This window comes from Saccharothrix xinjiangensis, assembly GCF_039527585.1.
Lineage (GTDB): Bacteria > Actinomycetota > Actinomycetes > Mycobacteriales > Pseudonocardiaceae > Actinosynnema > Actinosynnema xinjiangensis.
This window is the reverse complement of the sequence record NZ_BAAAKE010000014.1, coordinates 189,063-212,490: the sequence shown is the minus strand read 5'-3', so window position 1 is coordinate 212,490 and position 23,428 is coordinate 189,063. Positions and strand designations below refer to the sequence as shown.

General features: G+C 73.9%; 18 protein-coding genes. 4 read left to right on the top strand and 14 right to left on the bottom strand.

What is annotated here, in order from left to right; translation table 11 throughout:
• Positions 1–15: 15 nt before the first annotated feature.
• From ABD223_RS26135 to ABD223_RS26125, 3 genes are all read right to left on the bottom strand, one after another.
• Complete coding sequence (locus ABD223_RS26135) at positions 16–3,129, bottom strand: type I polyketide synthase (protein WP_344039151.1); 3,114 nt, start codon at positions 3,127–3,129, stop codon at positions 16–18.
• Between the two features lies 1 nt (position 3,130).
• A complete protein-coding gene (locus ABD223_RS26130) occupies positions 3,131–3,916 on the bottom strand; it encodes a YqcI/YcgG family protein (RefSeq protein WP_344039149.1) in 786 nt (261 codons plus the stop codon).
• Positions 3,917–4,002: 86 nt separating this feature from the next.
• Complete coding sequence (locus tag ABD223_RS26125; RefSeq protein ID WP_344039148.1) at positions 4,003–5,379, bottom strand: cupin domain-containing protein; 1,377 nt, start codon at positions 5,377–5,379, stop codon at positions 4,003–4,005.
• Between the two features lie 455 nt (positions 5,380–5,834).
• Here ABD223_RS26125 and ABD223_RS26120 point away from each other — a divergent pair, with 455 nt between their 5' ends.
• Entirely contained in the window at positions 5,835–7,358 is a 1,524-nt protein-coding gene (locus ABD223_RS26120) for an MFS transporter (protein ID WP_344039147.1), read from the top strand.
• A 46-nt stretch (positions 7,359–7,404) separates the two neighbouring features.
• On the opposite strand, the gene ABD223_RS26115 is transcribed toward ABD223_RS26120, so the two are convergent.
• From ABD223_RS26115 to ABD223_RS26105, 3 genes are read right to left on the bottom strand one after another with little or no spacing between them, the layout of a single operon-like run.
• Positions 7,405–8,628, bottom strand: coding sequence for a cytochrome P450 family protein (locus ABD223_RS26115; RefSeq protein ID WP_380647447.1), 1,224 nt, complete (start codon positions 8,626–8,628; stop codon positions 7,405–7,407).
• Positions 8,625–10,400, bottom strand: coding sequence for an ABC transporter ATP-binding protein (locus ABD223_RS26110; RefSeq protein ID WP_344039146.1), 1,776 nt, complete (start codon positions 10,398–10,400; stop codon positions 8,625–8,627). The genes ABD223_RS26115 and ABD223_RS26110 overlap by 4 nt, the downstream gene beginning before the upstream one ends.
• Positions 10,397–12,190, bottom strand: coding sequence for an ABC transporter ATP-binding protein (locus ABD223_RS26105; RefSeq protein ID WP_344039145.1), 1,794 nt, complete (start codon positions 12,188–12,190; stop codon positions 10,397–10,399). Before ABD223_RS26105 ends, ABD223_RS26110 begins: the two co-directional genes overlap by 4 nt.
• A gap of 331 nt (positions 12,191–12,521) precedes the next feature.
• Here ABD223_RS26105 and ABD223_RS26100 point away from each other — a divergent pair, with 331 nt between their 5' ends.
• Positions 12,522–13,196 (top strand): thioesterase II family protein, encoded by a 675-nt coding sequence (locus tag ABD223_RS26100; protein WP_344039144.1) that lies wholly within the window; start codon positions 12,522–12,524, stop codon positions 13,194–13,196.
• A 55-nt stretch (positions 13,197–13,251) separates the two neighbouring features.
• Positions 13,252–15,000, top strand: a complete 1,749-nt coding sequence (locus tag ABD223_RS26095) for a fatty acyl-AMP ligase (protein ID WP_344039143.1) — start codon at positions 13,252–13,254, stop codon at positions 14,998–15,000.
• Positions 15,001–15,341: 341 nt separating this feature from the next.
• On the opposite strand, the gene ABD223_RS26090 is transcribed toward ABD223_RS26095, so the two are convergent.
• Genes ABD223_RS26090 through ABD223_RS26065 form a run of 6 tightly spaced genes read right to left on the bottom strand, consistent with a single transcriptional unit; the run spans position 15,342 to position 20,890 of the window.
• Complete coding sequence (locus ABD223_RS26090; protein ID WP_344039142.1) at positions 15,342–18,461, bottom strand: S8 family serine peptidase; 3,120 nt, start codon at positions 18,459–18,461, stop codon at positions 15,342–15,344.
• A gap of 33 nt (positions 18,462–18,494) precedes the next feature.
• Positions 18,495–19,037 carry a hypothetical protein gene (locus ABD223_RS26085; protein WP_344039141.1) on the bottom strand — a complete coding sequence of 181 codons (543 nt, stop codon included), beginning with the start codon at positions 19,035–19,037 and terminating at the stop codon, positions 18,495–18,497.
• An 18-nt stretch (positions 19,038–19,055) separates the two neighbouring features.
• Complete coding sequence (locus tag ABD223_RS26080) at positions 19,056–19,199, bottom strand: hypothetical protein (protein WP_344039140.1); 144 nt, start codon at positions 19,197–19,199, stop codon at positions 19,056–19,058.
• Entirely contained in the window at positions 19,199–19,738 is a 540-nt protein-coding gene (locus ABD223_RS26075; protein ID WP_344039139.1) for a hypothetical protein, read from the bottom strand. Before ABD223_RS26075 ends, ABD223_RS26080 begins: the two co-directional genes overlap by 1 nt.
• Entirely contained in the window at positions 19,713–20,180 is a 468-nt protein-coding gene (locus tag ABD223_RS26070; RefSeq protein ID WP_344039138.1) for a hypothetical protein, read from the bottom strand. Before ABD223_RS26070 ends, ABD223_RS26075 begins: the two co-directional genes overlap by 26 nt.
• On the bottom strand, positions 20,177–20,890 hold the full coding sequence (locus ABD223_RS26065; protein WP_344039137.1) for a hypothetical protein: 714 nt from the start codon (positions 20,888–20,890) through the stop codon (positions 20,177–20,179). Before ABD223_RS26065 ends, ABD223_RS26070 begins: the two co-directional genes overlap by 4 nt.
• Before the next feature lie 95 nt (positions 20,891–20,985).
• Between ABD223_RS26065 and ABD223_RS26060 the strand changes: the two genes are divergently transcribed.
• Positions 20,986–21,438: a MauE/DoxX family redox-associated membrane protein gene (locus ABD223_RS26060; protein ID WP_344039136.1), complete on the top strand. Its 453-nt coding sequence runs from the start codon at positions 20,986–20,988 to the stop codon at positions 21,436–21,438.
• Here the strand turns inward: ABD223_RS26060 and ABD223_RS26055 are convergent.
• Complete coding sequence (locus tag ABD223_RS26055; protein WP_344039135.1) at positions 21,417–21,572, bottom strand: hypothetical protein; 156 nt, start codon at positions 21,570–21,572, stop codon at positions 21,417–21,419. The two genes, ABD223_RS26060 and ABD223_RS26055, sit on opposite strands and share 22 nt — an antisense overlap.
• A 27-nt stretch (positions 21,573–21,599) precedes the next feature.
• Positions 21,600–23,426, bottom strand: a complete 1,827-nt coding sequence (locus ABD223_RS26050) for a carbamoyltransferase family protein (RefSeq protein WP_344039134.1) — start codon at positions 23,424–23,426, stop codon at positions 21,600–21,602.
• Between the last annotated feature and the right edge of the window lie 2 nt (positions 23,427–23,428).

The following is a 23,428-nucleotide window of genomic DNA, read 5'->3' as shown; positions in this document are numbered from 1 at the left end:
GGTGTCGGAGTGGGGTCAGCCGTTCTGGTCGGACAGGAGCTCGGCGGCCTCGTCGTCGCTCATCGACCGGAGCTTCTCGACCAGCTCCTCCTCGACGACCTCGGCCATGCCCGCCACCGTCGGCGACGCCGCGAGCAGGTCCGCCGAGGTGATGGCGACCGGGAACGCCTCCCGCAGCCGCGCGACCAGCTGGACCGCCATGAGCGAGTGCCCGCCCAGCTCGAAGAACCCGTCGTGCACCCCGATCGGCCTGATGCCCATGACGTCCTGCCAGATCTCGGTGAGCACCTCCTCGACGCGGGTCCGCGGCGCCACGTGGTCGCTGGACAGCGGCCGTTCGTGCGGCGCGGGGACGTCGAGGTCCCGAGCCGGCTCCTGCCCGTCCGGCTCGGCCATCACGCTGGGGGAGATCGGCCCGCCCCCGGCGGTCGCCACCGGCTCCACCCAGTAGCGCTGCCGCTCGAACGGGTAGGTCGGCAGCGGCACGCGGTACCGCTCCGCACCGCCCGCCAGCCCCTCCCAGTCCGGCTCGACCCCCGACACCCACAGCGCGCCCAGCGCGGTGTGCAGCTCGGCCAGGTCCGACCTGTCCGAAGAGGACCCGCCGGCCCGCCGGGGCAGGGTGGGCACCACCCGGGGCACACCGCCCGCGGGGTCGGCGAACCGGGCGGCGAGGCCGCGCAGCGTGTCCCCGGGACCGACCTCCAGCAGCACGTGCCCCGCGGCGAGCAACCGCTCGAAGCCCGCCGCGTATCGAACGGTCGCCCTGGCCTGCCGACCCCAGTACGCCGGGTCGGCGGCCTCCGCGTCGCCGAGCCAGTCGCCGGTCACCGAGGACACCACCGGGATGCGCGGCGCCCGCAGGCCCCGCCCGGCCGCCGCGTCCGCGAGCGGCCCGACGACCGGGTCCATCACCGGCGAGTGGAACGCGTGCGAGCCGCGCAGCGGCGTGTGGCGCACCCCGTCGCCGGCGAGCCGCTCCACCAGGGTGGCGACGGCCTCGGCGCCACCCGCCACCACGACCTGGTCCGGTCCGTTCACCGCGGCCGGGCACAGCTCGTCGCCGAGCCCCAGCTCCGCGACCAGCGCGGTCACCCGCTCCTCGTCGGCCGCCACCGCGACCATCGCCCCGCCGGGCCTGTCCTGCATCAGCCGCCCCCGGGCGGCGACCAGGTGCAGCGCGTCGGTGAGCGTCATGACACCGGCCAGGCACGCCGCCACGTACTCGCCGACGCTGTGCCCGAGCATCGCGGCGGGCTTTACGCCCCACTCCGCCAACTGGCGCGCCAGGGCGTACTCGGTGACGAACAGCGCGGGCTGGGTCAGCCAGGTCTGGGCCAGCCGCTCGTCGGCGGCGGCCCGGTCGTCCCCGTCGGCGTGCAGGACCTCGCGCAGGTCCAGCCCCAGCACGGGGAGCAGGACCTCGGCGCACTCGTCGACGGCGCGCCGGAAGGCTCCGTCCACTCCGTACAGCTCGCGACCCATGCCCGCGTACTGGCTGCCCTGACCGGGGAACAGGAAGGCGACCGACCGCTCGCCGGACGGCACCGGGGGGACGCTGCCCCGCTCCAGCCGCCGGGAACCCCGGCCGGCCAGCGCCGCGACCGCGTCGTCCACGTCGCGGCACGCGAACGCCGCGCGGTGCTCGAACACCCTGCGGCCGACCTGCAACGTGTGCGCGACGTCGGCGATGTCCAACCCGGGGTTGCGCTCCAGGTGGTCGAGCAGGTTGGCGCTCATCGAGTTCAGCGCGGTCGCCGACCGGGCGGACAGCACTACCAGGTGGTACGGCCGCTCCGGGCCGCCGCGGGCGGGCCGGAGCGGCGCCTCCTCCACGATGACGTGGGCGTTGGTCCCGCCGACCGTGAAGGAGCTGACCGCGGCCCGCCTCGGCCGGTCGGCGCGCGGCCACCCCGACAGCTCGGTGTTCAACCGGAAGGGGCTGTTCGCGAAGTCGATCCTCGGGTTCGGCGTCCGCACGTTGATGCACGGCGGGATCTGCTCGTGCCGCAGCGCCAGCAGCACCTTGATCAGGGCCAGCGCCCCGGCCGCCGTGTCGGTGTGCCCGATGTTGGGCTTGAGCGTGCCGATCCGGCAGAACTGCCGCAGCGGCGTGTCGAACGCCTGGGTCAGGGCCGTGATCTCGACCGCGTCGCCCAGCCTGGTGCCGGTGCCGTGGGTCTCGACGTAGTCGATGGTCGCCGGGTCGACGTCCGCGACGGCCAGCGCCTCCGCGATGACGTTGGCCTGGCCCTCCACGCTGGGCGCGGTGAACCCGGCCTTCGCCGACCCGTCGTTGTTCACGGCGCTGCCCCTGATGACCCCGAGGACGTGGTCGCGGTCGTCCAGGGCGTCGGACAGCCGCTTGAGCAGCACCACGGCGACCCCGTCGCCCGGCACCGTGCCCTCCGCGTCGGCGTCGAAGGCGCGGCAGTGGCCGTCCGGCGACATGACGCTGCCCTCTTGGTACAGGTAGCCGGCCCGCTGCGGCACGGAGATCATCGTCCCACCGGCGAGCGCGATGTCGGACTCGCCGCCCAGCAGGCTCTGCACCGCCAGGTGGACCGCCACCAGGGAGGTGGAGCAGCCGGTGACGACGTTGATGCTGGGTCCCCGCAGGTTGAGCTTGTAGGACACCCGCGGCGCGAGGAAGTCCTTGTCGTTGCCCAGCATCGCCGGGAACATGCCCACCGACCGCATGAAGGGCGGGTTGTTGTACAGGTTGGACAGGAAGTAGGAGCTCGGCCCGCCGCCGCCGAACACGCCCGCCGCGCCGGTGAAGCGCTCGGGGTCGTAGCCCGCCGACTCCATCGCCTCCCAGCAGCACTCCAGGAACAGGCGCTGCTGCGGGTCGATCACCTCCGCCTCGCGCGGCGAGTAGCCGAAGAAGTCGGCGTCGAACAGGTCGATGCCGTCCAGGATCGGCCGGGCGCGCACCCGGTCGGGGTTGGCCAGGCCGCGGGCCGGCAGGCCCGCGTCCAGCAGGTCGTCGTCGTCGAAGTGGGTGAAGGCCTCCACCCCTTCCCTGAGCACCTGCCAGAAGTCGTCGACACCGCCGCACCGAGGGAACCGGCCGGCAAGGCCGATGACCGCGATCTCGTTGCCGAACTCGTCGTCCTCCCGCACCACGTCACTCCCCCCGCTCGGCGGTCTTGGACGGGCGGAACGGGCAGCGCTCCGCCGTGCGCCCGCCGCCCTCGTGGTCGTCGTCCGGCAGGAAGTACTGGCGCCACTCCCTGTTCTCCGGGTCCCCGTACGAACCGAGGTGCGGCGAGGGCTCCATGCCGTCGAAGTCCCCGAGCCGCTTGCGGATCACCTTCCGCGCCTGCTGCCCGCGCCTGGTGGTCGCCTCGATGCCCTCGAACACCCACCGCGGTTGGAAGGTGATCAACATCTCGCCGCTGTGCCTGCTCCGGCGCCGCCGGTGCGCGGGCGTGTTGCAGACGACGAACATCGGGACGCCGCCGAAGCCGAACTCCCACCAGGGGTCGTCCGGGTCCCGCGGCACGCCCTCGGGCCAGGGCTCGGGGTCGTGCCGGTGCAGGAAATCCAGCACCGACCAGAACCGCTCGCGGTACTCGTCGAGCGTGCGCTCCACCGGGTGGGGGCGGAAGAACGCGATGAACGAGGTGTCCCGGCCCAGTGACCGGTAGTTCTCCAGGTAAGCGGAGAGAGAGGTCAGGAGCGGGTACCACGCCTCCTCGTCGTCGATGCTCTCGACGAACCCGAATCGCAGGGTCGCCTTGTTGAGCCCGGCAACCGCGAAAGTGCAGGGAAACAGGGTCTCCCGCGACAGCAGCGTGTCGTTGAAATCCCGGACCAGTTCGATGCCCCACTCGGGCACGTCCAGCCGGTCTATCGGCGGGTCCGCGGTGGACAAATTCGCCGTGGTCTCCTCCGCCGTGCTCGGTTCCATGCTGATGAAACCCCCAGTCCCCAGGCCGCCGGTCGAGCGCGCGCGGCACCGCTACAGCATTGCTCCCTGGATGTGCGCGGACGTGCTCAGATAGAGTTCAGCAATTCTTCCGAGATGACCGGCTGGTGGTACGTGCAGGTGCCGGACAGGACGACGGAACCGTGCAGCCGCTCGGCGGGGATCAGCACCTTGTCACCCACCGACAGCGGGATCACGCGGCCCGCGTTGTTCCAGAAGTGCATCTGACCGACCTCGACCACGACGAGGCGGTGGTCGTCGTGCACGTGGGTGGTGGAGGTCTCCTCCTCGGACTCGACGAACGTCTCCAGGTCGACCTCGATGTTCTCCGCCTCGATCTTGTGGGCGAGCTTCTCGGCCTTGTCCTTGTACTCGTCGATCCGGTCCGCCCAGTCCAGCTGGGTCGCCAGGTCCCGGTCCCACAGGTCGGCCAGCCACCGCGCGTCGGAGAACCCGGCGTGGAAGCCCCGCAGCGCGGAGGCGCCGAACCGCTCCTCCAGGGTGGTCAGCAGCGGCGTCACCAGCGCCTCCGGCGCCTGCGCGGCGGTCAGGACGCCGCCCTCCACGCCGAAGGCGTCCGCGACGACCGAGCGGAACTGCTCGGCGCGCACGGCGTCGTCCACCAGCTTGTGCGCCCAGGCGCCCAGGAACTCGAAGAACCGCTCGTGCCCGCTCGACACGAAGTGCAGGTGGTTGGCGCGGGCGAGGGAGGAGGTCAGGTAGAACTGCCAGTAGGCGTTCGGGCCCGTGACCAGGTCGCACTCGCCCAGGGCGTCGCGGAGTCGCGTCGCGTCGCCCAGCCAGTTCCGGTGGGCGTCCACCAGGGCCGAGCCGAGGCCGGGCAGCACCGCGTCGTAGTCGCCGACGAGGTTGCGCGCGACCGCGCTGTTCGCCGCCGGCAGCACCGCGGTGAGCTGGAGCAGCAGGAACGTCGCCGCGTACCGGCGGTCCTGGCAGGAGTTCAGCACCGGGAACGCCCGGCCGGGGTTCGCCCGCCGCTCCTCCAGCTCGCCGAGGACCAGCTCGCCCACCGCGGCGGCGCTCGGCCGCTCCAGGGCCGGCCGCTCGGCGGCGAGGAAGGAGAACAGGTGGCGCTCCAGCACCCGGCCCGCGCGGTGGCCCGCCAGCCGGTTCTCGTCCGAGTAGAAGCGGGGCAGGTCCTGCCAGGCCGGCGAGTCGCCGGAAGGGGGCAGGTAGACCGCGTCGGCGTCGTAGATGTTCCGCAGCATCCGGTGGCCCAACAGGCTGCTGAGCAGGAGCACCTGGTCGACGGGCAGCTCGCGGTCGTAGTCCAGGAAGTCCAGGTCGTCCGGCCGCACGGGGCGGCGGAACGGGTTGTCCGCGTTGACCAGCTCCTCGGCCGTGGCGGCGCGGAACGCGGCATTGGCCGCGTACGCCTTGACCAGCTCGTTGGCGGCTGAACTTTCCTTGGTCGGTTCGCTCACGAATGCCTCCGTTTTTGCCCACGGTAAAAGAAGCCGCAAAAGCAGGGCTTGCGGCCGTGGCGTATGTGTGGAACGTGTTGGGAAATTCAACGCGAACTCAATTGCACGGCTGTCGGAAGCCATGCGGCTGGAAGCCCGTGGAACATCACCCCCCAGGGGGACGTGGAGGTCAATGCCTCATCCTGTCCCACCGGACATGCTAACATAGGCTACCCTAACGGAGCAATGGTTTTTCGTGGATCGTGCACCCGTCGATCGGCGTCGGGCGATGTGCGGTATTGCTATAGCTGCTTGGCGGTGCGCCGTTGGTCCGACTGGGGCAAGCCGCTGCACGTGGAATATTGACAATGGACGGACGCTCCAGTCCGGTCAACCAACGAAAGGGGAATCCGACGGTGGCACCGCCCACTGCTAGGAAGGCTCCACTGACGCTGGCCATAGTCACGGTGGCCACCGTGATCCTCGTCATCGACCTCACCATCGTCTCCGTCGGCTTACCGGCGATCCAGCGCGACCTGGGCGGCTCGCTGGCGAGCCTCCAGTGGGTCGTCATCTCGTACGCCGTGGCGTTCGGCGCGCTGATGCAGCCGATCGGGTCGCTGTCCGACCGGCTCGGCCGGCGGGAGATGTTCCTCGCCGGCATCGCCGTGTTCACCCTGGCGTCGCTGGCGTGCGGGCTCGCGCCGACCTCGCTGTTCCTCGACATCGCCCGCGCGTTGCAGGGCGTGGGCGGCGCGATGCTGTTCGCCAACGCCCTGCCGCTCATCGCGCAGGACTACGAGGGCCAGCGCCGGAACATGGCCATCGCCAAGTGGAGCACCATGCTCGGCGCGTGCGGCGCGGCGGCGCCGCTGGTCGGCGGCGTGCTCGTGGACGTCGCCGACTGGCGCTGGATGTTCCTGATCAACGTGCCGATCGGCGCCCTCGGCTTCGCGCTGGCCTGGTTCAAGCTGCCCAAGGTGGACCGCGTGCCACCGACCGGCCCGATCGACTGGTTCGGCGTCGTGCTGTTCACCGGCTCGCTCGCGGTGATCAACCTCGCGGTGACCCGGGGCGAGGAGCAGGGCTGGGGCAGCCCGACCACGCTCGCCCAGATCGCCGGTGGCGTGGTGCTGCTGGTCGTCTTCCTGCTCGTGGAGCGCCGCGCGTCGGCTCCGATCATGCGCCTGGAGCTGTTCCGCATCCCCTCGTTCGTGGGCGCGGTCCTCCTGTCGTTCCTGTCGCGCGCCCTCACCCTGGGCACGGCCATCTACTTCGTGCTCTACCTCCAGGCCGCGCTGGGGCTGTCCGCCCTGGAGAGCGGTCTGGCCCTGCTGCCCATCTACCTGGCGGCGCTGCCGGGCGGGATGGGTGCGGGCAAGCTCCAGGCCCGGTTCGCCGCGGGCCACATCATCGCGGTCGGGTTCGGCATGCTGGCCGTCTCCGCGGCCCTGTTCTCCTGGCTCATCCAACCGGGCGGCGACGTGTGGCCGCTGATCGCGCCGATGATCCTCTGGGGCCTGGGCAGCGGGCTGTCGACCACGCCGCTGATGGGCGTGGCCGTGAACGTGGTGCCCCTCGAACGCGCGGGGATGGCCTCGGGCATGGCCAACAGCCTGTTCCCCATCGGCACCGCCGTCGGCACCGCCGCGTTCGGCCTGGCCTTCAAGGCCGCGGCCGGCGACAGCGTGCAGGCGGACACCGGTGTCCCCGAGGGCAGCCGCGACACCATCGCCCAGGCGACGGCCGAGGGCGACCTCCAGCGGATCGCCGAGGCCACCCCGGCCGGTGCGGGTGACCAGGTGTCGAACGCGGTGGAGAGCGCAATCGCGCACGGGACCTCCCAGATGACCGTCTACGCCGCGGTGGTCGCCGCGGTCGCGGTCGTGATCGCTCTCGTGCTCATCCGCCGCCGCGACGTGGTGGCGCGGACGCCGGCCGCCGCGCCGCCGGAGGACGGTGCGGAGGACGGAGCCGAGAAGGTCGAGAAGGCGGAGTGAACGGGTCCGGGGCGCCGGCCGGAGGGTCGGCGCCCCGGACCGGGCTTCAGAGGACGACGGGCAGTTCCTCCACGCCGCGGAACAGGATGTTGTGGTTCCACCGCAGTTCCCCGACCGGCACGGCCAGGCGCAGACCCGGGAAGCGCTCGACCAGCATGCCCAGCGCGACGATCCCCTCCACCCGGCCCAGGTGGGCGCCGATGCAGTGGTGGATGCCGTGGCCGAAGGCCAGGTGCCCCTTGGCGTCCCGGGTGACGTCCAGGGTGTCCGGGTCGGGGAACCGCTCGGGATCGCGGTCGGCGGCGGCCAGCGACAGCAGCACCAGCTCCCCGGCCGGGATCTCGACCCCGCCGATGTGGAGCGGGCTGGTGGCCACCCGGACCGACGCCATGTGCACCGGGCTGTCGTACCGCAGGAACTCCTCCACGGCCCGGGGCATCAGCTCCGGGTCGGCCCGCACCGCGGACAGCTGCTCCGGGTGCGTGAGCAGCGCCAGGGCCCCGTTGCCGATGAGGTTGACCGTGGTCTCGTGGCCGGCGGCGATCAGCAGGAACGCCATGGACATCAGCTCGTGCTCGCTGAGCCGGTCGCTGCCGTCGCGGACCGCGACCAGCTCCGAGAGCAGGTCCTCCCTCGGGTCGGCCCGCTTCGCCGCGATCAGGTCGGTCAGGTACCCGGTCAGCTCCCGGGCGGCCCGCCCCCGGTCCTCCGGCCGCGCGCTGTTGGAGAAGATCGCCTCGAACATCTCCCGGAACCGGGCCTGGTCGGGCAGCGGCACGCCCAGCAGCTCGCAGATCACCATGATCGGCAGGGGCAGCGCGAACTCGGCGATCAGGTCGGCCTCGCCGCGCGACGCCATCGCGTCGAGCAGGTCGCCGGTCAGCTCCTGGACGCGCGGGCGCAGGCGCTCGGTGGTGCGCACGGTGAACGCCTTGCCCACGAGCCGCCGCAACCGCGTGTGGTCGGGGGGATCGGAGTTGAGCATGTGCGCGTCGAAGGCGCTCGCCGACGCGACCCGGGCCGAGGAGTTGCCGAGCTTGCGGTCCAGCACCTCGCCGTAGACCCGGTAGTCCCGGCTCAGCGCGGGGTTGCCCAGCGCGGCCTTGACGTCCTCGTACCGGGTCACCACCCACATGTCCAGCCCCATGGGCATGGTGGCGCGGTGCACGGGCCCCTGGTCGCGCCGTTCCGCGTACCCCGGGTAGGGGTCGCGGTAGAACTCGGGGTCGAACCGCATCTCCGGCAACTGGGTCCCCGTCGTCTCGGTCACCGCGCCCCACCTCCCTTGACCAGGCGCCAACCCCTGGCGCGGTTCCGATCGCGCCAGAAGCGCGCGTAGCGGCCGTCCGCCGCCAGCAGTTGCTCGTGCGTGCCGATCTCGACCGGCTCGCCGCCGTCGAGGAAGATGATCTGGTCGGCGTGGACGATCGTCCGGAGCCGGTGCGCGATGATGAGCTTGGTGCGGCCGGACATCGTGGCCAGCGACTGCTGGACGGCCACCTCGTTGCGCGGGTCCAGCGCGGCCGTGGCCTCGTCCAGCAGCACGATCGGCGCGTCCTTGAGGATCGCGCGGGCCAGCGAGACCCGCTGGCGCTCGCCGCCGGACAGCACGGCGCCGCCCTCGCCCACCCTGCTCCGCCAGCCGTCCGGCAGCCGCTCCGCGATCTCGTCCACCCGGGCGAGCCGGCCCGCCTCCCGGACCTCCGCCTCGGTGGCGGTCGGGCGGCCGATCCTGATGTTCTCCTCGATGGTGGCGTCGAACAGGTAGACGTCCTGGAACACGGGGGCGATCAGCGCCATGAGCCGCTCGGTCGGGATGTCCCGCACGTCGGCGCCGCCGATGCGCACCGCGCCGCCGTCGACGTCCCAGAACCGCGCGATCAGCCGGACGACCGTGCTCTTGCCGGAACCGGACGGCCCGACCAGCGCGGTGGTCGTCCCCGCCGGGATCCGGAAGGCGGCTCCGGCCAGCGCCGCGCGGCCGTCGGCCGCGCCGTCACCCCCGCCCTGGCCCTCGTAGGCGAAGCGGACGTCGTCGAACTCGATGTCGAACCGCTCGCCACCGGGCAGCGCGGCGTCGCCCGCGGGCTCGGGCAGCGGCGGGGTCTCCAGGACCTCGCGGATGCGGCCGAGGCTGTTGCCGGCGGCCCGCATCGCGGCGCCCAGCTCGGCGGTCGCCACGATCGGGTCGACGAACCTGGTGACCAGCACCAGCAGCGCCAGCAGCTCGGGCACGCCCAGCGAAGCGCCCAGGGCGAGCGACACGCCGACGACGAAGACCGCCGCGACCACCAGCTGGACGGAGACCGCGAACAGCAGCAGGGCCGGCACGCCGACCCGGATCTGCCGGGTGCCCACCTCGTGCTGGCGCTCGATCGCGTCGTCCAGCGCCCGGTACCCGGACTCGGCGCGCCCGCACGCCCGCAGCACCGCCTGGTTCTGGGCGAACTCGACCGCGCGCCCGCCGAACTCCGCCGCGGCGGCGTCGATCTCGTGCTCCGTGCGCACCAGCAGGCGCGAGGTGACCCGGTAGCCGACGTAGATCACCGGTGCGCCGAGGACCAGGGCCAGCGCCATCCGCCAGTCGAAGAACAGCATCGCGACCGCGATCGTCGCGGGCGTCACCACGGCCATCACCAGCGGTCGGATGAGGTGCGCGGGCAGGCCCGTGACCTCCCACACGCCCGTGGTCGCGAGCTGCCCGAGCCGGCCGACCCGGTTGCCGGAGAACCAGCCCAGCGGCAGCGCGGCGACGTGGTCGCCCAGGCGGCGGTGCAGCGCGCGGGTCATCTTCAGGCCCACGTCGAACCCGTACATCGACTGCGCGTAGTGCACCACGCAGGTCACCGCGGTGACGCCCGCGAGCACCGCGATCCAGGTCCACGCGGTGGACAGGTCGCCGGCGAACAGCGCCCGCAGCACCGGCACCAGCAGGACGAAGACGATGCCGTGCAGCACGGCGTAGCAGACCAGCAGGGCCAGGTGCCCGCGCGCCGGCTTGGCGTCCCGGTCGTCCAGGACGGAGAGGAACTCGCGGATCACGCGCCGACCTCCACCACGTCGTGTTCGCCCGCCGCCCAGAGCCTGGCGTACAGGCCGTTGGCCCGGAGCAGGTCGGCGTGCCGCCCCCGCTCCACCACCCGGCCCTCGTCCAGGACGAGGATCTGGTCGGCGTCGGCGACGGTGTGCAGCCGGTGGGCGATGACCAGCAGGGTGCGCCCCGCGGCCAGTTCGGACAGCGCGTCCTGGATCGCGGCCTCCGACTGCGCGTCGGCGAACGCCGTCGCCTCGTCGAGCACCAGGACCGGGGTGTCGGCCAGCAGGGCGCGGGCGATGGAGACCCGCTGCGCCTCGCCGCCGGAGAACTTCGCGTCCTCGCCCACCACCGAGTCGTAGCCGCGCGGCAGGGCCTGGACGACGTCGTGGACCTGCGCCGACCTGGCGGCGGACTCCACCGCGGCGTCGTCCGCGTCGGGGCGGGCGAGCCGGATGTTGTCCCGCACGCTCATCCGCAGCAGGCGCACGTCCTGGAAGACGAACCCGACGTGCCGGTACAGCTCGGCGGTCGCGACGTCGCGGAGGTCGACCCCGCCGATGCGGATGGAGCCGCGGTCCACGTCGAAGAACCGGGGCAGCAGGCTCGCCAGGGTCGACTTGCCCGCACCGGACGGTCCGACCAGCGCGGTGACCGTGCCGGGGCGCAGGACCGCGCTGACGTCGTGCAGCACCTGCTTCTCCGGCCCGTAGCCGAAGTCCACGTGGTCGAACTCGACGAGGTTGCCCGCGGGGACCCGGGGCTCGGCCGGGTCGGTCATCGTCGGCGTGGCGAGCAGGACGCCGATCCGCGCGGCGGCGGCGCCGGCGGAGCGGATGTCGTTGCCGGTGTAGCCCAGCGCCACCAGCGGGGCGGTCAGGCCCACGCCCAGCAGCGCGAAGGGCAGCAGGTCGACCGCGCGCACCCAGCCCTGCCCGACGAAGATCGCGCCACCGGTGAGCACGGCGAGCAGGATCACCGGCGGCGAGACGCACGCCGAGGTCACCGACTGCGGCTTGAGCACCGGGCTGATCCACTTCTCCATGAACGCCACGTAGTCGTCGGAGGCGGTGGTGAACCGCTCGTGCGCCCGGCGCGTCTGGCCGAACGCCTTGACCACCGCGATGCCCTGCACGAACTCGATGACCGCGGCGTTGATGCGGCCGAGCGCCGCGCCGTACTGCGCGACGTTCTCGCCGGACTTGCGGGTGGCGATCACGTAGAACGCGGCGTAGATCGGCAGGGTGACGATGGTGACGAGCATCAGCCGCCAGTCCACGAACAGCAGGTAGAGCAGGGCGGCGACCGGCGCCGTGGCGCTGGAGACGAACTCCACCACCGAGTGGCCCACGAGGTGGTGCATCGCCAGCACGTCGTCCTGCACGGCGGTCTTGACGGTGCCCGCGTTCTTCTCGGTGAACCACCCCAGGGGTAATCGACCGAGGTGCGCCACGACCCGGCGGCGCAGGTGCGCCTGCAACCGGTTGTCGGCCCGGTGGCTCACCGCGAACGCCGTGCCCTCGCACAGGAAGCGCAGGACCAGGCCGAGCACCGCGATCGCGACGACGGTCCACACGCGCCCCTCGTCGGGGTCGGGGGAGAGGAGTTCCAGGGCGAGCTCGTAGATCGCGACGAACGGCGCGAGCGAGGCGATCGCACCCACCGCGGCGAGCACCGCGGCCAGCACCAGGCTCGACTTGACCGGCGCGATGAGCTCCTTCAGCCCGCCCGGCGCCGCCGGCTCCGGGCCGGGTGGTGGCGCTCCCCCCGAAGGCTCCGCTTCCACTTCCCCGGACATGGCTCTCCTCCCGGTCGGCACTGGTCGCCCCGCCGTCCGGTCGGGTCCTCGACCCGGTGGGAATCGACGAGTGGGACTGCTGAACCGCACCCCCGCGGTGTTCGACGCCCCGAACACGTGTGATCACCCAGTGTGTTCGGGGTTAGGCCTGGCACACCTTACTGAGATGTCGGTCACCAAGCTAGTCTCGTTGAGAGGCAACCAAAGCCGACCCGGGGGTCCGGACATGCGGGGGTATCGCGATCGAGGTCAGCCGGTGTACGCGGCGACCGTTCTCACCAAACCGTGGTTCCGCTCCTTCGGGTCGAGGGTCGCCCCGACGAGGCGGTTGGTGTGTTTCCCGCATGCCGGCGGGTCCGCGAGCTTCTTCCGGGACTGGGCCGACGGGTTCGGTCCGCACGTCGAGGTGGTCGCCGTGCAGTACCCGGGCCGGGAGGACCGGCTGGTCGAGCCGCACCTCGTGGAGGTGGACGAGCTGGTCGACCCCCTGGTCACCGCGCTGTCGGCCGCCGCGGACCGGCCGACCACGCTGTTCGGGCACAGCATGGGCGCCGCGATCGCCTACGAGGTGGCCAGGCGGCTGGAACAGCGCAGACCAGCCGCCGACCTGCGGTTGGCCGTCTCCGCCCGCCCCGCGCCCCACCGCCACCGGCCGGGTTCGGTGCACCTGCGGGATGACGAAGGGATCCTGGCCGAACTGCGGCGGCTGGGCGGCACCGACGCCGCCGTGCTCGACAACCCCGAACTGCGGGCGCTCACCACCGGGATCGTCCGCAACGACTACCGGCTGATCGAGAACTACCGGCCGGGCGCGGGCCCCCGGCTGCGCATGCCGGTCCTCGCGCTCGCCGGCGACCGCGACCCGGACCTGCCGCCGGAGGAGGTGCTGGGCTGGGCCGAGGTCGCCGCGGGCGGGTTCCGGCACCGGGTCTTCCCCGGCGACCACTTCTACCTCGTCCCGCGGCGGGCGGAGGTCGCCGCCGAGCTGGCCCGTCATCTGGGATGACCGCATCGACGACAACCGTTGGGGGAACAGGATGCTCGGAACAGGTGGGACCCGCGTGTCGCTCGCCGCGGACGACGACGTCGTCGGCGTGGCGCGCAGGCACGCGGTCGAACTGGGCGGCCGGGACGCGGTCGTCTTCGCGCACTACGACCGGGACGGCCGCACCGGCGAGACGACGCTGACCTTCGACCAGCTCGACCTCAAGGCCAGGGCCATCGCCGCGTCCCTGTCGGACATCGCACGACCGGGTGACCGCGCCGGCATCCTGTGCCGACAGGGCGTCGACTACGTGACCGCGTTCCTCGGCTGCGCCTACGCCGGGGTCGTCGCGGTGCCGCTGTTCGCGCCGGAGTCCTTCCGCAAGCCGTTCCGGTTGGTCAGCGCGCTGCGCGACGCCGGCGCGACGACCGCGCTGACCACGGCGGGCAGCAGGACCGCGGTCGAGGACCTGTTCCGCGAGGGCGAGGGGCTGACCCGCGCACCCGGGATCATCGCGGTGGACGAGGTGCCGGACGGGGCCGCGGCCCGCTGGCGCGAGCACCGCCCCACGCCCGAGGACGTCGCCTACCTCCAGTACACGTCCGGCTCGACGAGCAGCCCGAGCGGCGTCGTCATGCGGCACCGCAACGTCATCGCCAACGTCCGGCAGATCATCGAGGCGTACCGGCTCTCCCGCGAGTCCAGGGTGGTGAGCTGGCTGCCCTTCTTCCACGACATGGGCATGGTGTTCATGGTCCTCACGCCGCTGCTCGTCGGCTTCCCCGCGGCGCACCTGACGCCGCAGGCCTTCGTGCAGCGCCCGCTGCGGTGGCTGGAGGAGATCACCAGGCACGGCGGGACCCTGACCGGCGTGCCGAACGTCGGCCTCGCGCTCACCATCGAGAAGGTCTCCGCGGCGGAGAAGCGCGCCCTGGACCTGAGCTCGCTCGGCGTGGTGATCAACGGCAGCGAACCGGTGCGGGCCGGGCTGGTCGAGCGCTTCACCTCCGCGTTCGCCGAGGCGGGCTTCCGCCCCGAGGCGTTCAACCCGTCCTACGGCCTGGCCGAGGCGACGGTGCTGGTGTCCAGCAAGCCGCTCGACGAGCGGCCCCGGGTGCTGCACCTGGACCGGGACCGGCTCGCGGGGGGCGTCGTCCACCAGGTCGGGGCGGGCGACGAGCGGTCGGTGCCGGTGGTGTCGTGCGGCGTCCCGGCCGGGCAGGGGATCGTCGTCGCGGGCGTGGACGACCGGCACCCGGTCGAACCCGGTCGGGTGGGCGAGATCTGGGTGAGCGGTCCCAACGTGGCCGACGGCTACTGGACCCGGTCCGACCGCGACGGCTCCTGGGACGCGCGCCTGGACACCGACGACGAGCGCGCCGGCCACCGGTGGCTGCGCACCGGCGACCTCGGCTTCCAGCACGACGGGCACCTCTACGTCGTCGGCCGGATCAAGGACCTGGTGATCATCCACGGGCGCAACGTCCACCCGACGGACGTGGAGGTGACCGCGGAGGGCAGCCACCCGGTGATCCGGACCGGCGGCGTGGCGGCGTTCGGCGTGGACGGCGACAGCGGCGAGCGGCTCGTCGTGGTGGTCGAGGTGGACCCGGCCGCGGCGCGGCGCGAGGGCGAGGACCCGGTCCTGGTCGCCGCGCGCATCGCGATGGCCGTGCGCCGGGCCGTCGCCGCCGAGCACGAGGTGGAGGTCGAGGAGGTCGTGGCGGTGCGCAAGGGCACCGTGCCCAAGACGTCCAGCGGGAAGATCCAGAGGTCGGCGTGCCGGGCCGAGTACCTGGCCGACGGGTTGAGGAGGATCGGCTGAAGAGGATCGGCTGAGCGCCGACACGGGGCCACCGCCTGCCGGGACGCCTTCGACGGCCGCGTCCCGGCAGGCGCGACCGGCCGCGCCGAGAGGGCTGCCGCCCACGCCCGGGGGAGTTGCCCGCGCTGGGAACGTTGCCGCCTGCGCTTGGGGAGTGCCGCTGCCCCGCGCCGGGAGCGTTGCCGCCCGTGCCCAGGGGCGTTGCCGCCCGTGCGTGCCGGCGCGCACGGGCGGTGTCCACTCAGGACGCCAGGTCCCGCTCGGTCCCGCCGGGTTCGGCCGGTCGTCGGGCGGTGGTGGCGCTGGTGCGGACCGCCCCCCCGGCCGACGACCGGCCGTCCCTACCGCGTCTGGTACGCCCGGATCACCGTCTGCGCCACCGAGTTCCCGTCCGCGTCGCGCGCGGTGATCCGCAGCGACGTGAAGCCCGGCGCGGCCGGGTGCGACACCAGCGCCACCCCGGTGCCCGACGGCGTGAACGTGGTGGGCGCGGCGCGCCACGTGGCGCCGTCGTCGGACGAGGCCTCGACCTTGAGCGCCACCAGGCGGGACGTGGTCGACCCCGGCTGGTGCCGCGCCAGCAGCCGCACCGGGAACACCCGACCGGCCGGGGCGCGGCCCTGCTCGTCGACGTCCGCCTGGGCGCGCACCAGCAGCACCGGCGCGGGGCCGCCGGACTCGCGGAAGGTCCACGTCACGTCCGCCGACGCGCCGATCACCGACCACGGCACGGACCGCCGCACGGTGGACCGCAGCGTGTACGTGCCCGGCTCCTCCGGCACCTCGAACACGCCCGTGCCGGGCAGGTCGCTCACGCCGAGCGAGCGGCCGTCGCGGAACAGCTCGGTCGTGCCGGTCGCGCCGTACGGCGGCAGCGTGAAGTGGTCGGGGTCGCCGCCGGACAGCAGGGTCACGCCCACGGACAGCTGCCCGCCGTCGCGCCGGACGCCGAAGCCCAGTCCCTCGTCGCCGAACGCGGGGCCCAGTGGCGCGCGGTTCCAGTGCGACTCCTGGCGGCCCGGTCGGTAGGTCCGGTAGGACACCGTGTTCTCCACGTCCTCCGCGCCGGGCGGGAACAGGGCGGCCAGGTGCTGCCACCGGACGTCCGGCGCCGCGGTGTAGAACTCGGTGCGGCGGCTGGGGACCTCGTGCGGGTAGGCCTCGTAGATGCCGCTGTTCGCGCCGGGGTCGTCGAGGAACGCGTAGTCCGAGCGCAGGCCCTCGGTCGGCGCGCCCTGGGCGTGGTAGTGCGCGTCCACGCGGGCCAGGTCGCGGTCGCGCGCGGTGAACCGGCCGTCCGGGATCGCGCCCCGGGACAGGAACGCCAGGTGGTACACCGCGCCCGGTGCGGTCAGCGTCGCCCGGTAGGACAGCGTGAACACGTGGTCGGTGACCGTGCCGGGGGTGGCGACCAGGTGCACCCGCTGACCGGGCCGGGCGAACCAGCCGAGGCCGGAGGTGCGGTCGGCCGTGCCGGACACCAGCAGCAGCTCGCCGACCACGAGTTCCGCGCCGGCGCGGTCGACGGTGGTGGTGACCGGGGTCCCGGTGGTCGCGTCGAGGGCCACGGTCGTCGCCCGGTCCACGGTGACGCCGGTCCGGGCGAGCAGGGTCACGTCGCCGGCGTCGGAGACCTCGACGGCGTTGACGTCGTAGCGGCCCTCCGGCAGGCGGGCCGTGCCGACGCCGCCCACCACGCGCACGCCGTGCGCCGCGCCGGTCGCGGTGTCCACGGCCTTCACGACGGTCGACGCCGACGTGCCGGTGCGCCCGCGCAGCGTGACCCGCACGTCGTGGCTCTCCGGTTCGAGCACGGCGGTCAGCGCGGTCCGCACGACCACGCCGGGCGCCGACCCGGTCAGCCGCGCGCCCAAGCGGCCGGACGCGCCGGCCGGGTCCAGGCGCACGGTCACCGACGCGGCGCCGCGCGCGGGGACGACGACGCTCGGCGCGGAGGCGGTGAAGCGCGGCGAGTCGGTGGACAGGGCCAGCTCCACGGGTTCCGCGCCGTCGTTGCGGTAGGTCACGGTGCGGTCGGGCGCGACGTCGTGCGGCCACCGCAGGAACCCGAACCCGACGCCGCCGGACGCGCTCACGTCCTGGGCGACGGCCCGCGCCGCGTCGACCCGGCCCGCGCCCTGCTCGAACACGTCGGCGGTCGGGTGGGCGGTGCTCACCAGCAGCGGCTTGAGCCGGTCGGCCGCCCAGCCGGGGTGCCGCTGCCGCAGCAGCGCGGCGGTCCCGGCCACGTGCGGCGCGGCCATCGACGTGCCGGACAGGGCCGCGTAGCGCTCGTCCACGGGCGCGGTGTCTCCGGCGGGCGTGCCGGGCACGCGGGCGGAGACCACGTCGGCGCCGGGCGCGGCGATGTCGGGTTTCACCGCGTGGTCGCCCCGGCGGGGTTGGCGCGGTGAGAACGGGCTGGTCGCGCCGTCGCGCCCGGTGCTGCCCACGGCGAGCGCGGCGTCGGCCGCGGCGGGGGAGGTGACCGAGGCCAGCGGGTCGGGCTCGTCGAGCGCGCGGTCGTTGCCCGCGGCCACCACGAACAGGGTGCCGTGGCGGGCGGTGAGGTCGTTCAGGGCGCGCGACACCGGGTCCCGGCCGTCGCTGTACGCGCCGCCCAGGCTCATGTTCACCACGGGCGCGCGGGGCGCGATCCACTCCATGCCCGCGATCACCGCGGAGTCGGGGCAGCCGAACGTCGTGCACACCTTGCCGCTGACCAGGGTCGCGCCCGGGGCGACACCCCGGTACCGGCCGCCGGACGAGGCGCCGTCGCCCGCGATGATCCCGGCGACGTGCGTGCCGTGGCCGACCTCGTCGGCCGTGCCGGAACCGGTGAAGTCGGCCTGCTCGACGACCCGGCCCGCCAGGTCGGGGTGCTCGGCGTCCACGCCGGTGTCCAGCACGCCGACCGCGACCCCGGTCCCGGTGAACCCGCTGTCCCACGCGGTGGGCGCGCCGATCAGCGGCGCGGTCCCGTCCAGGGTCGGCCGCGACACGCCGTCCAGCCACACCGAGGCCCGCGAGCGGGTGAACCAGCCCCAGAAGCCGTCGGCGGGGCTCAGCGCCGCGCCGCGCACGCTCGGCAGGGCCCGCACACCGGTCGCGGGCACGTCGCCGCCCGCGTCGGTGACGATCACCGCGGGCGGCCGGTCCCGCGGCAGCAGCCCCAGGTCGAACAGGCGCGGGTCCAGCCGACCGGCGTCGATCAGCGGCAGGGCGTCCGAGGGCACCACCCGGTCGCCGTCGCGCAGGAAGCCCACGTGCTCTCGCCCGGCCACCGGCCGCACCTCCACGGCCACCCCGCCCGGACCGGGCGAGACCCGCAGCCGGTCACCGGTGACGAGGGTGACCACCTGCCCGGCCTCGACGGCGGGCGCGCCCGCCGCGACCGGCGCGGGCCCGGCCGTCGACCCGGCCGCCAGCAGGACCACCAGAACCAGCTTCGGCGAACGCAAGTCCGCCCTCCCTTCCCGAAGACGAGGACACGGTCAGCCGGCCAGGAACGCGCCCGCCAGCGCCGCGGTGAAAGCGCAGCCGAGCACCACGGCCAGCCGCGCGGACCAGCGACCCCACAGCGCGTGCCAGTCGCCGGGGTGGCGCAGCGCGGCCGTCGTCATCAGCGCCCGGCCCAGCCCGAAACCGACGCCCGCGAGCAGCGCGCCCGCGGGTGTCGCGGTCAGCAGCACCGCCGCGGCCGCCGCGTAGGGCAGTCCGCTGGGCAGGTACGTCCGCGCGCCGGTGCCCATCTCCACGCCGAACTGGAGCGGGCCGAGCAGCCGGCCCAGCCGGAACACGCTCTCCGGCACCAGCCGCCGGTTCTCCGGCAGCGCGAACCGCAGCACGCGCAGCTCCCGCAGCAGCACGGCGAGCAGCGCGAGCGCCACCGCCGCCCACCGCGCCCAGCCGGGCAGCGGCGCGCGCAGCAGCGAGCCGACGAGCAGGAGCACGGCGGCGCTCAGCGCGCCACCGAGGAGCAGGCCGGCGCGGAACGCCAGCGCGGGTGGACCTCGCCAGACCGGCGAGCTCAGCACGTGGGCCGAGTTCCGGCTTCAAGTGGAGCCGGACGTGGCGAACCCGGCCGTCACCCCGATCAGCAGCCACGGCGCGAACGCCGCGCCGACCAGGGCGACGGCCGCGCTGCCGAGCGCCGCCGCCGCGAGCGCCGCGGCCAGCAGGAGCGGGTGCCAGCGCATCACACCCGCGCCCGGCAGATGGTCAGGTAGGTCTGCCCGGTCTGGCCGCCGCCCCAGTAGGTGCTGAACCCGTCGGAGCAGCGGTAGACGTTGCCGTCCGGTGTGGTCCAGCGCCACGCGTTCTTGGTCGTGGTGGTGCCGCACATGGTCGCGATGGGCGTGTGGTCGACGTGCACGTCGCCGACGACCGCCGTGCCGAACTTGTGCCAGCCCGCCTCGCAGAACTCGCTGCTGCGCCACCCGCCCGCCCAGCAGGCCGCGTAGGTGTTGACGAACTCGCCGCCGGTGTCGGGGTCCTCCGCGTAACCGCTGGGGTAGGCGTCGCGGCAGTCGTTGCGGTCCCACCCGGTCAGCGCGTTGGGCCCGGTCTCGGCGCGCACCCGGCGCGGCGGCGTCAGCGCGGCCGCGCCGATGGTCAGCGCGCCCAGCACCGCGGCCTTGAGCACGGTGCGGCGGCGACCGGCGACCTTCAGGTCGCGCAGCGCGCCGCTGCGCCCCTCACCCCGGTCGTGGTCAGGGATCGAGTCGAACGCCAACACCGCGCACCCCCCACTCGTCGAGCACCTCGTCCACCTGCTCCTCGCGCACGGGCAGCGCCAGCCGCACCACCCGACCGGTCGCGTCGACCCGCATCAGCACCGGCGGCGCCAGGTGCGACACCGACCGCCACGCCTCGCGGTCGCTCACCACGTCCAGCCGCGTGTCCCACGCGTCCGGCGGCTCGTGGGTGAGCAGCACGGCGTCGGTCAGCCGCCGCGCCACGGCCACGCACAGCGGGCACCCGGAGTCGGCGGCCAGCACGACCCGGTTCGCGAACCGCTCGCCCAGCACGACGTCCGGCTGCGCCGCCGAGAAGCCCGCCGGGTCGCGCGCCACGGCGGCCCGCAGCAGCCGCACCTCGCGCAGCACCGCCGCCAGCCCCAGGAACAGCACGACGATCGCCACCCAGGTGATGACCAGGAACGCGGTGCCCGGGTTCACGCCGGCACCCACGCCACGCCGATGCCCGCCAGCCAGTCCAGCCGCTCCCGGTCGGTGCGGCGCGGAGAGTCGGACAGGTGCACCTCGGCCACGCCCGCCGCGCAGCCCACCACGAACGTGTGGTCGGCCGGCGCGGTCGAGCCCCGCGCGCCGGGCAGCGCGACCTTCCACACCTCGCCGTGGCGGGTGGGCGCGCCCGCGTGCGCGGGCACGTGGTCGCGGGCCTGCCGGGGGCCGGGCACGGACACCGACCCGAAGTCGCGCACCACGACCACGACGTGCTCGCTCATGGTGTCCAGCAACGTCGCCGACCGCGGCTCGACCACCATGCCGCCCACGCGGTCGTCCACGCGCAGCGAGTTGAACAGCGCGAAGACGCGGTCGCGGCGCGGCGCCGGGCCCGCGTACACGGTCATCAGCTCGTGGTAGGCGCCGATCAGCGTGGCGAACGACGACTCGCCGTCCCTCGCCTCGGCCACCACGACCTCGCGGCCGTGCACCAGGAAGCGGTCGGTGGTGTCGGCGGGGGCGACGTGGGCGCGCGCGAACTCGTGGTAGCCGCGCGGGCCGATCTGGAAGCCGGTGCCGTAGGAGCCGCCGGCGAACCGCACGGCCGTCGCGACGCTGGACACCGGCGCGGTCCCGGGCAGCGTGACGACGACGCGGTCCCCTCCGGGCGCCACGAGGTCCAGGCTTTGTTCGGCGGTCACGGCGGGGACGCTAGAACACCCGGGACGGCGCTCACCAGCAGGTTGGACCGCCTGGTGGTCTGCCCGAAGCGATGCGGCGAGGATAGGTTTGAACCGTGTTCGCCGTGGGAGGGGCCCTGCTGCTCGTGTTCGCCGCGCTCGGCCACCTGCGCGGCAGGCGGGCGCTCGCCGTGCTGGAGCTGGTGGTCGCCGCGTCGGTGGTGGTGACGCCGCACGCGGTCGCCGTCCTCTACGCCGCGTTCGCGGTTCACTTGGCGCGCCTCAAGAAGCGGCGTCCCGGCGCGCCGTGCGGGTGCTTCCGCGGCGAGGGCCCGGTGACCTGGTGGACGGTCGGCCGGGCGGTGGCGTTCGCGGTGGGCGCGGCGGCGGAACCGGCCGCGCCGCCGCTGATCGCCCTGTCCGGGGGCTTCGTCCTGGCCATGGTCGGCTACCTGCTGCCGCAGGTCGCGGACCTGCGGCGGAGGCCCTCGGGCGCCGGCGGGACCACTGACGGTGGACCCGGGGCGTTCGGCACACCGAACCGGCGTTACCGCAGTTCGGTCCAGTAGCTGGTGGCCGCGCGGTCGGGTCGCCGCCGCAGCGGGTCGCCCAGCAGCCGGGCCACCGCGGCGATCGGCGTGACCACCAGCAGGTACACCACCAGCAGCACCGCCGGGACGACGACGCGGCGCACCACCACCATCACGATCTCCTCCTGCGGTTCGCGGTCTCAGTCCAGCGGGATCTCGTCGCGCCAGTCGCCCTCTTCGCGCCACTCCGGCTGCTCGTCCTTGAGCAGCAGGGTGTTGCCGAGGGCCAGCGCGTCGATGTCGGTGCGCATGAAGCACCGGTAGGCGTCCTCCGGCGTGGCCACGATGGGCTCGCCGCGCACGTTGAACGAGGTGTTCACCAGCACCGGGCAGCCGGTCCTGGCCTTGAAGCCGGTCAGCAGCCGGTGCAGCTCGGGGTTGGTGTCCGCGGTGACGGTCTGCACGCGGGCGGAGTGGTCGACGTGGGTCACCGCGGGGATCGTCGACCGCGCGACGTGGAGCAGGTCCAGCCCGCCCGTCCCGGCGGTGTCCGGGACCGGCAGCCGCTGCGCCTCGGCGACCTGCGCGACGACGAGCATGTACGGGCTCGACCCGCGCAGCCGGAAGTACTCCGTCGCGTCCTCGGCGAGCACGACCGGCGCGAACGGCCGGAACGACTCGCGGAACTTGATCTTCAGGTTCATCGCCGACTGCATCCGGGGGTCGCGGGCGTCGCCCAGGATGGAGCGCGACCCCAGCGCGCGGGGCCCGAACTCCATGCGGCCCTGGAACCAGCCGACCACCTTGCCGTCCGCGAGCAGCCCGGCGACCTCGTCGGAGAGCTCGGCCTCGGTCAGCTTCCGGTGCGGCAGGCCGTGCGCGTCCAGGTGGGCGCGGATCTCCGCGTCGCTGTAGGAGGGGCCCAACCGGGCGCCGCGCATCGCGTCCCGGCCCGCGCGGACGTGGTCGCGGGGCGGGTCGACGGCCAGCAGCGCCGCGCCCAGCGCGCCGCCGGCGTCGCCCGCCGCGGGCTGCACCCACACGTCGTCGAACAGCGCCCGCTCCACGATCTTGCCGTTGGCGACGCAGTTCAGCGCGACACCCCCGGCCAGGCACAGGTTCGCCTCGCCGGTGCGCTCCCGCGCGGTCCGCGCCAGGCCGAGCATGATCTCCTCGGTCACCTGCTGCACCGAGGCGGCGAGGTCGAACTCGCGCTCGGTGAGCGGGCTCTCCGACTCCCGGCGCGGCCCGCCGAACAGCTCCTCGAACGCCCGCCCGGTCATCACCTGGCCGCGCAGGAACTCGAACATCCTCATGTCCAGGCGGAACGAGCCGTCGGGCTTGACGTCGACCAGCCGCTCCCGGATCAGCGGCGCGTAGGTGGGCCTGCCGTACGGCGCGAGGCCCATCAGCTTGTACTCGCCGGAGTCGACCTTGAACCCGCAGAAGTAGGTGAACGCCGAGTACAGCATCCCCAGGGAGTGCGGGAAGCGCAGCTCGGCCACCGGCTCGACCCGGTTGCCGCGGCCGTGCCAGATCGTCGTGGTCGCCCACTCGCCGACCCCGTCCACGCACAGCACGGCCGCCGACCCGTACGGGCTGGGCAGGAACGCGGACGCGGCGTGCGACTCGTGGTGGCGGAAGTACCGGACCGGCGGCGGCGCGCCGAGGTCCAGCTCCCGCAGCCGCTCGCGGACCTCGGCGCCGGCCCGCGCCTTCCACGCGAGCCAGCCCGGCACGACGTCGCGGAAGGCGCGCCACGCCGTGGGCGCGGTGGCGACGAAGGTCGACAGGACGCGGCGGAACTTCAGCCGCGGGTCCTCGTAGTAGGCGATGGCGTCCAGGTCGTCCAGCTTCGCGCCGGCCTCCTCCAGGCAGTACCGGACGGCGAGGTCCGGGAAGGCGGAGTCGTGCCTGCGCCTGCTGAACCGCTCCTGCTGGGCGGCCGCGACGACGCCGCCGGCGTCGACCAGCGCCGCCGCGCTGTCGTGGTAGAAGGCGGAGATACCGAGTGCTGCGGTGGCCACGC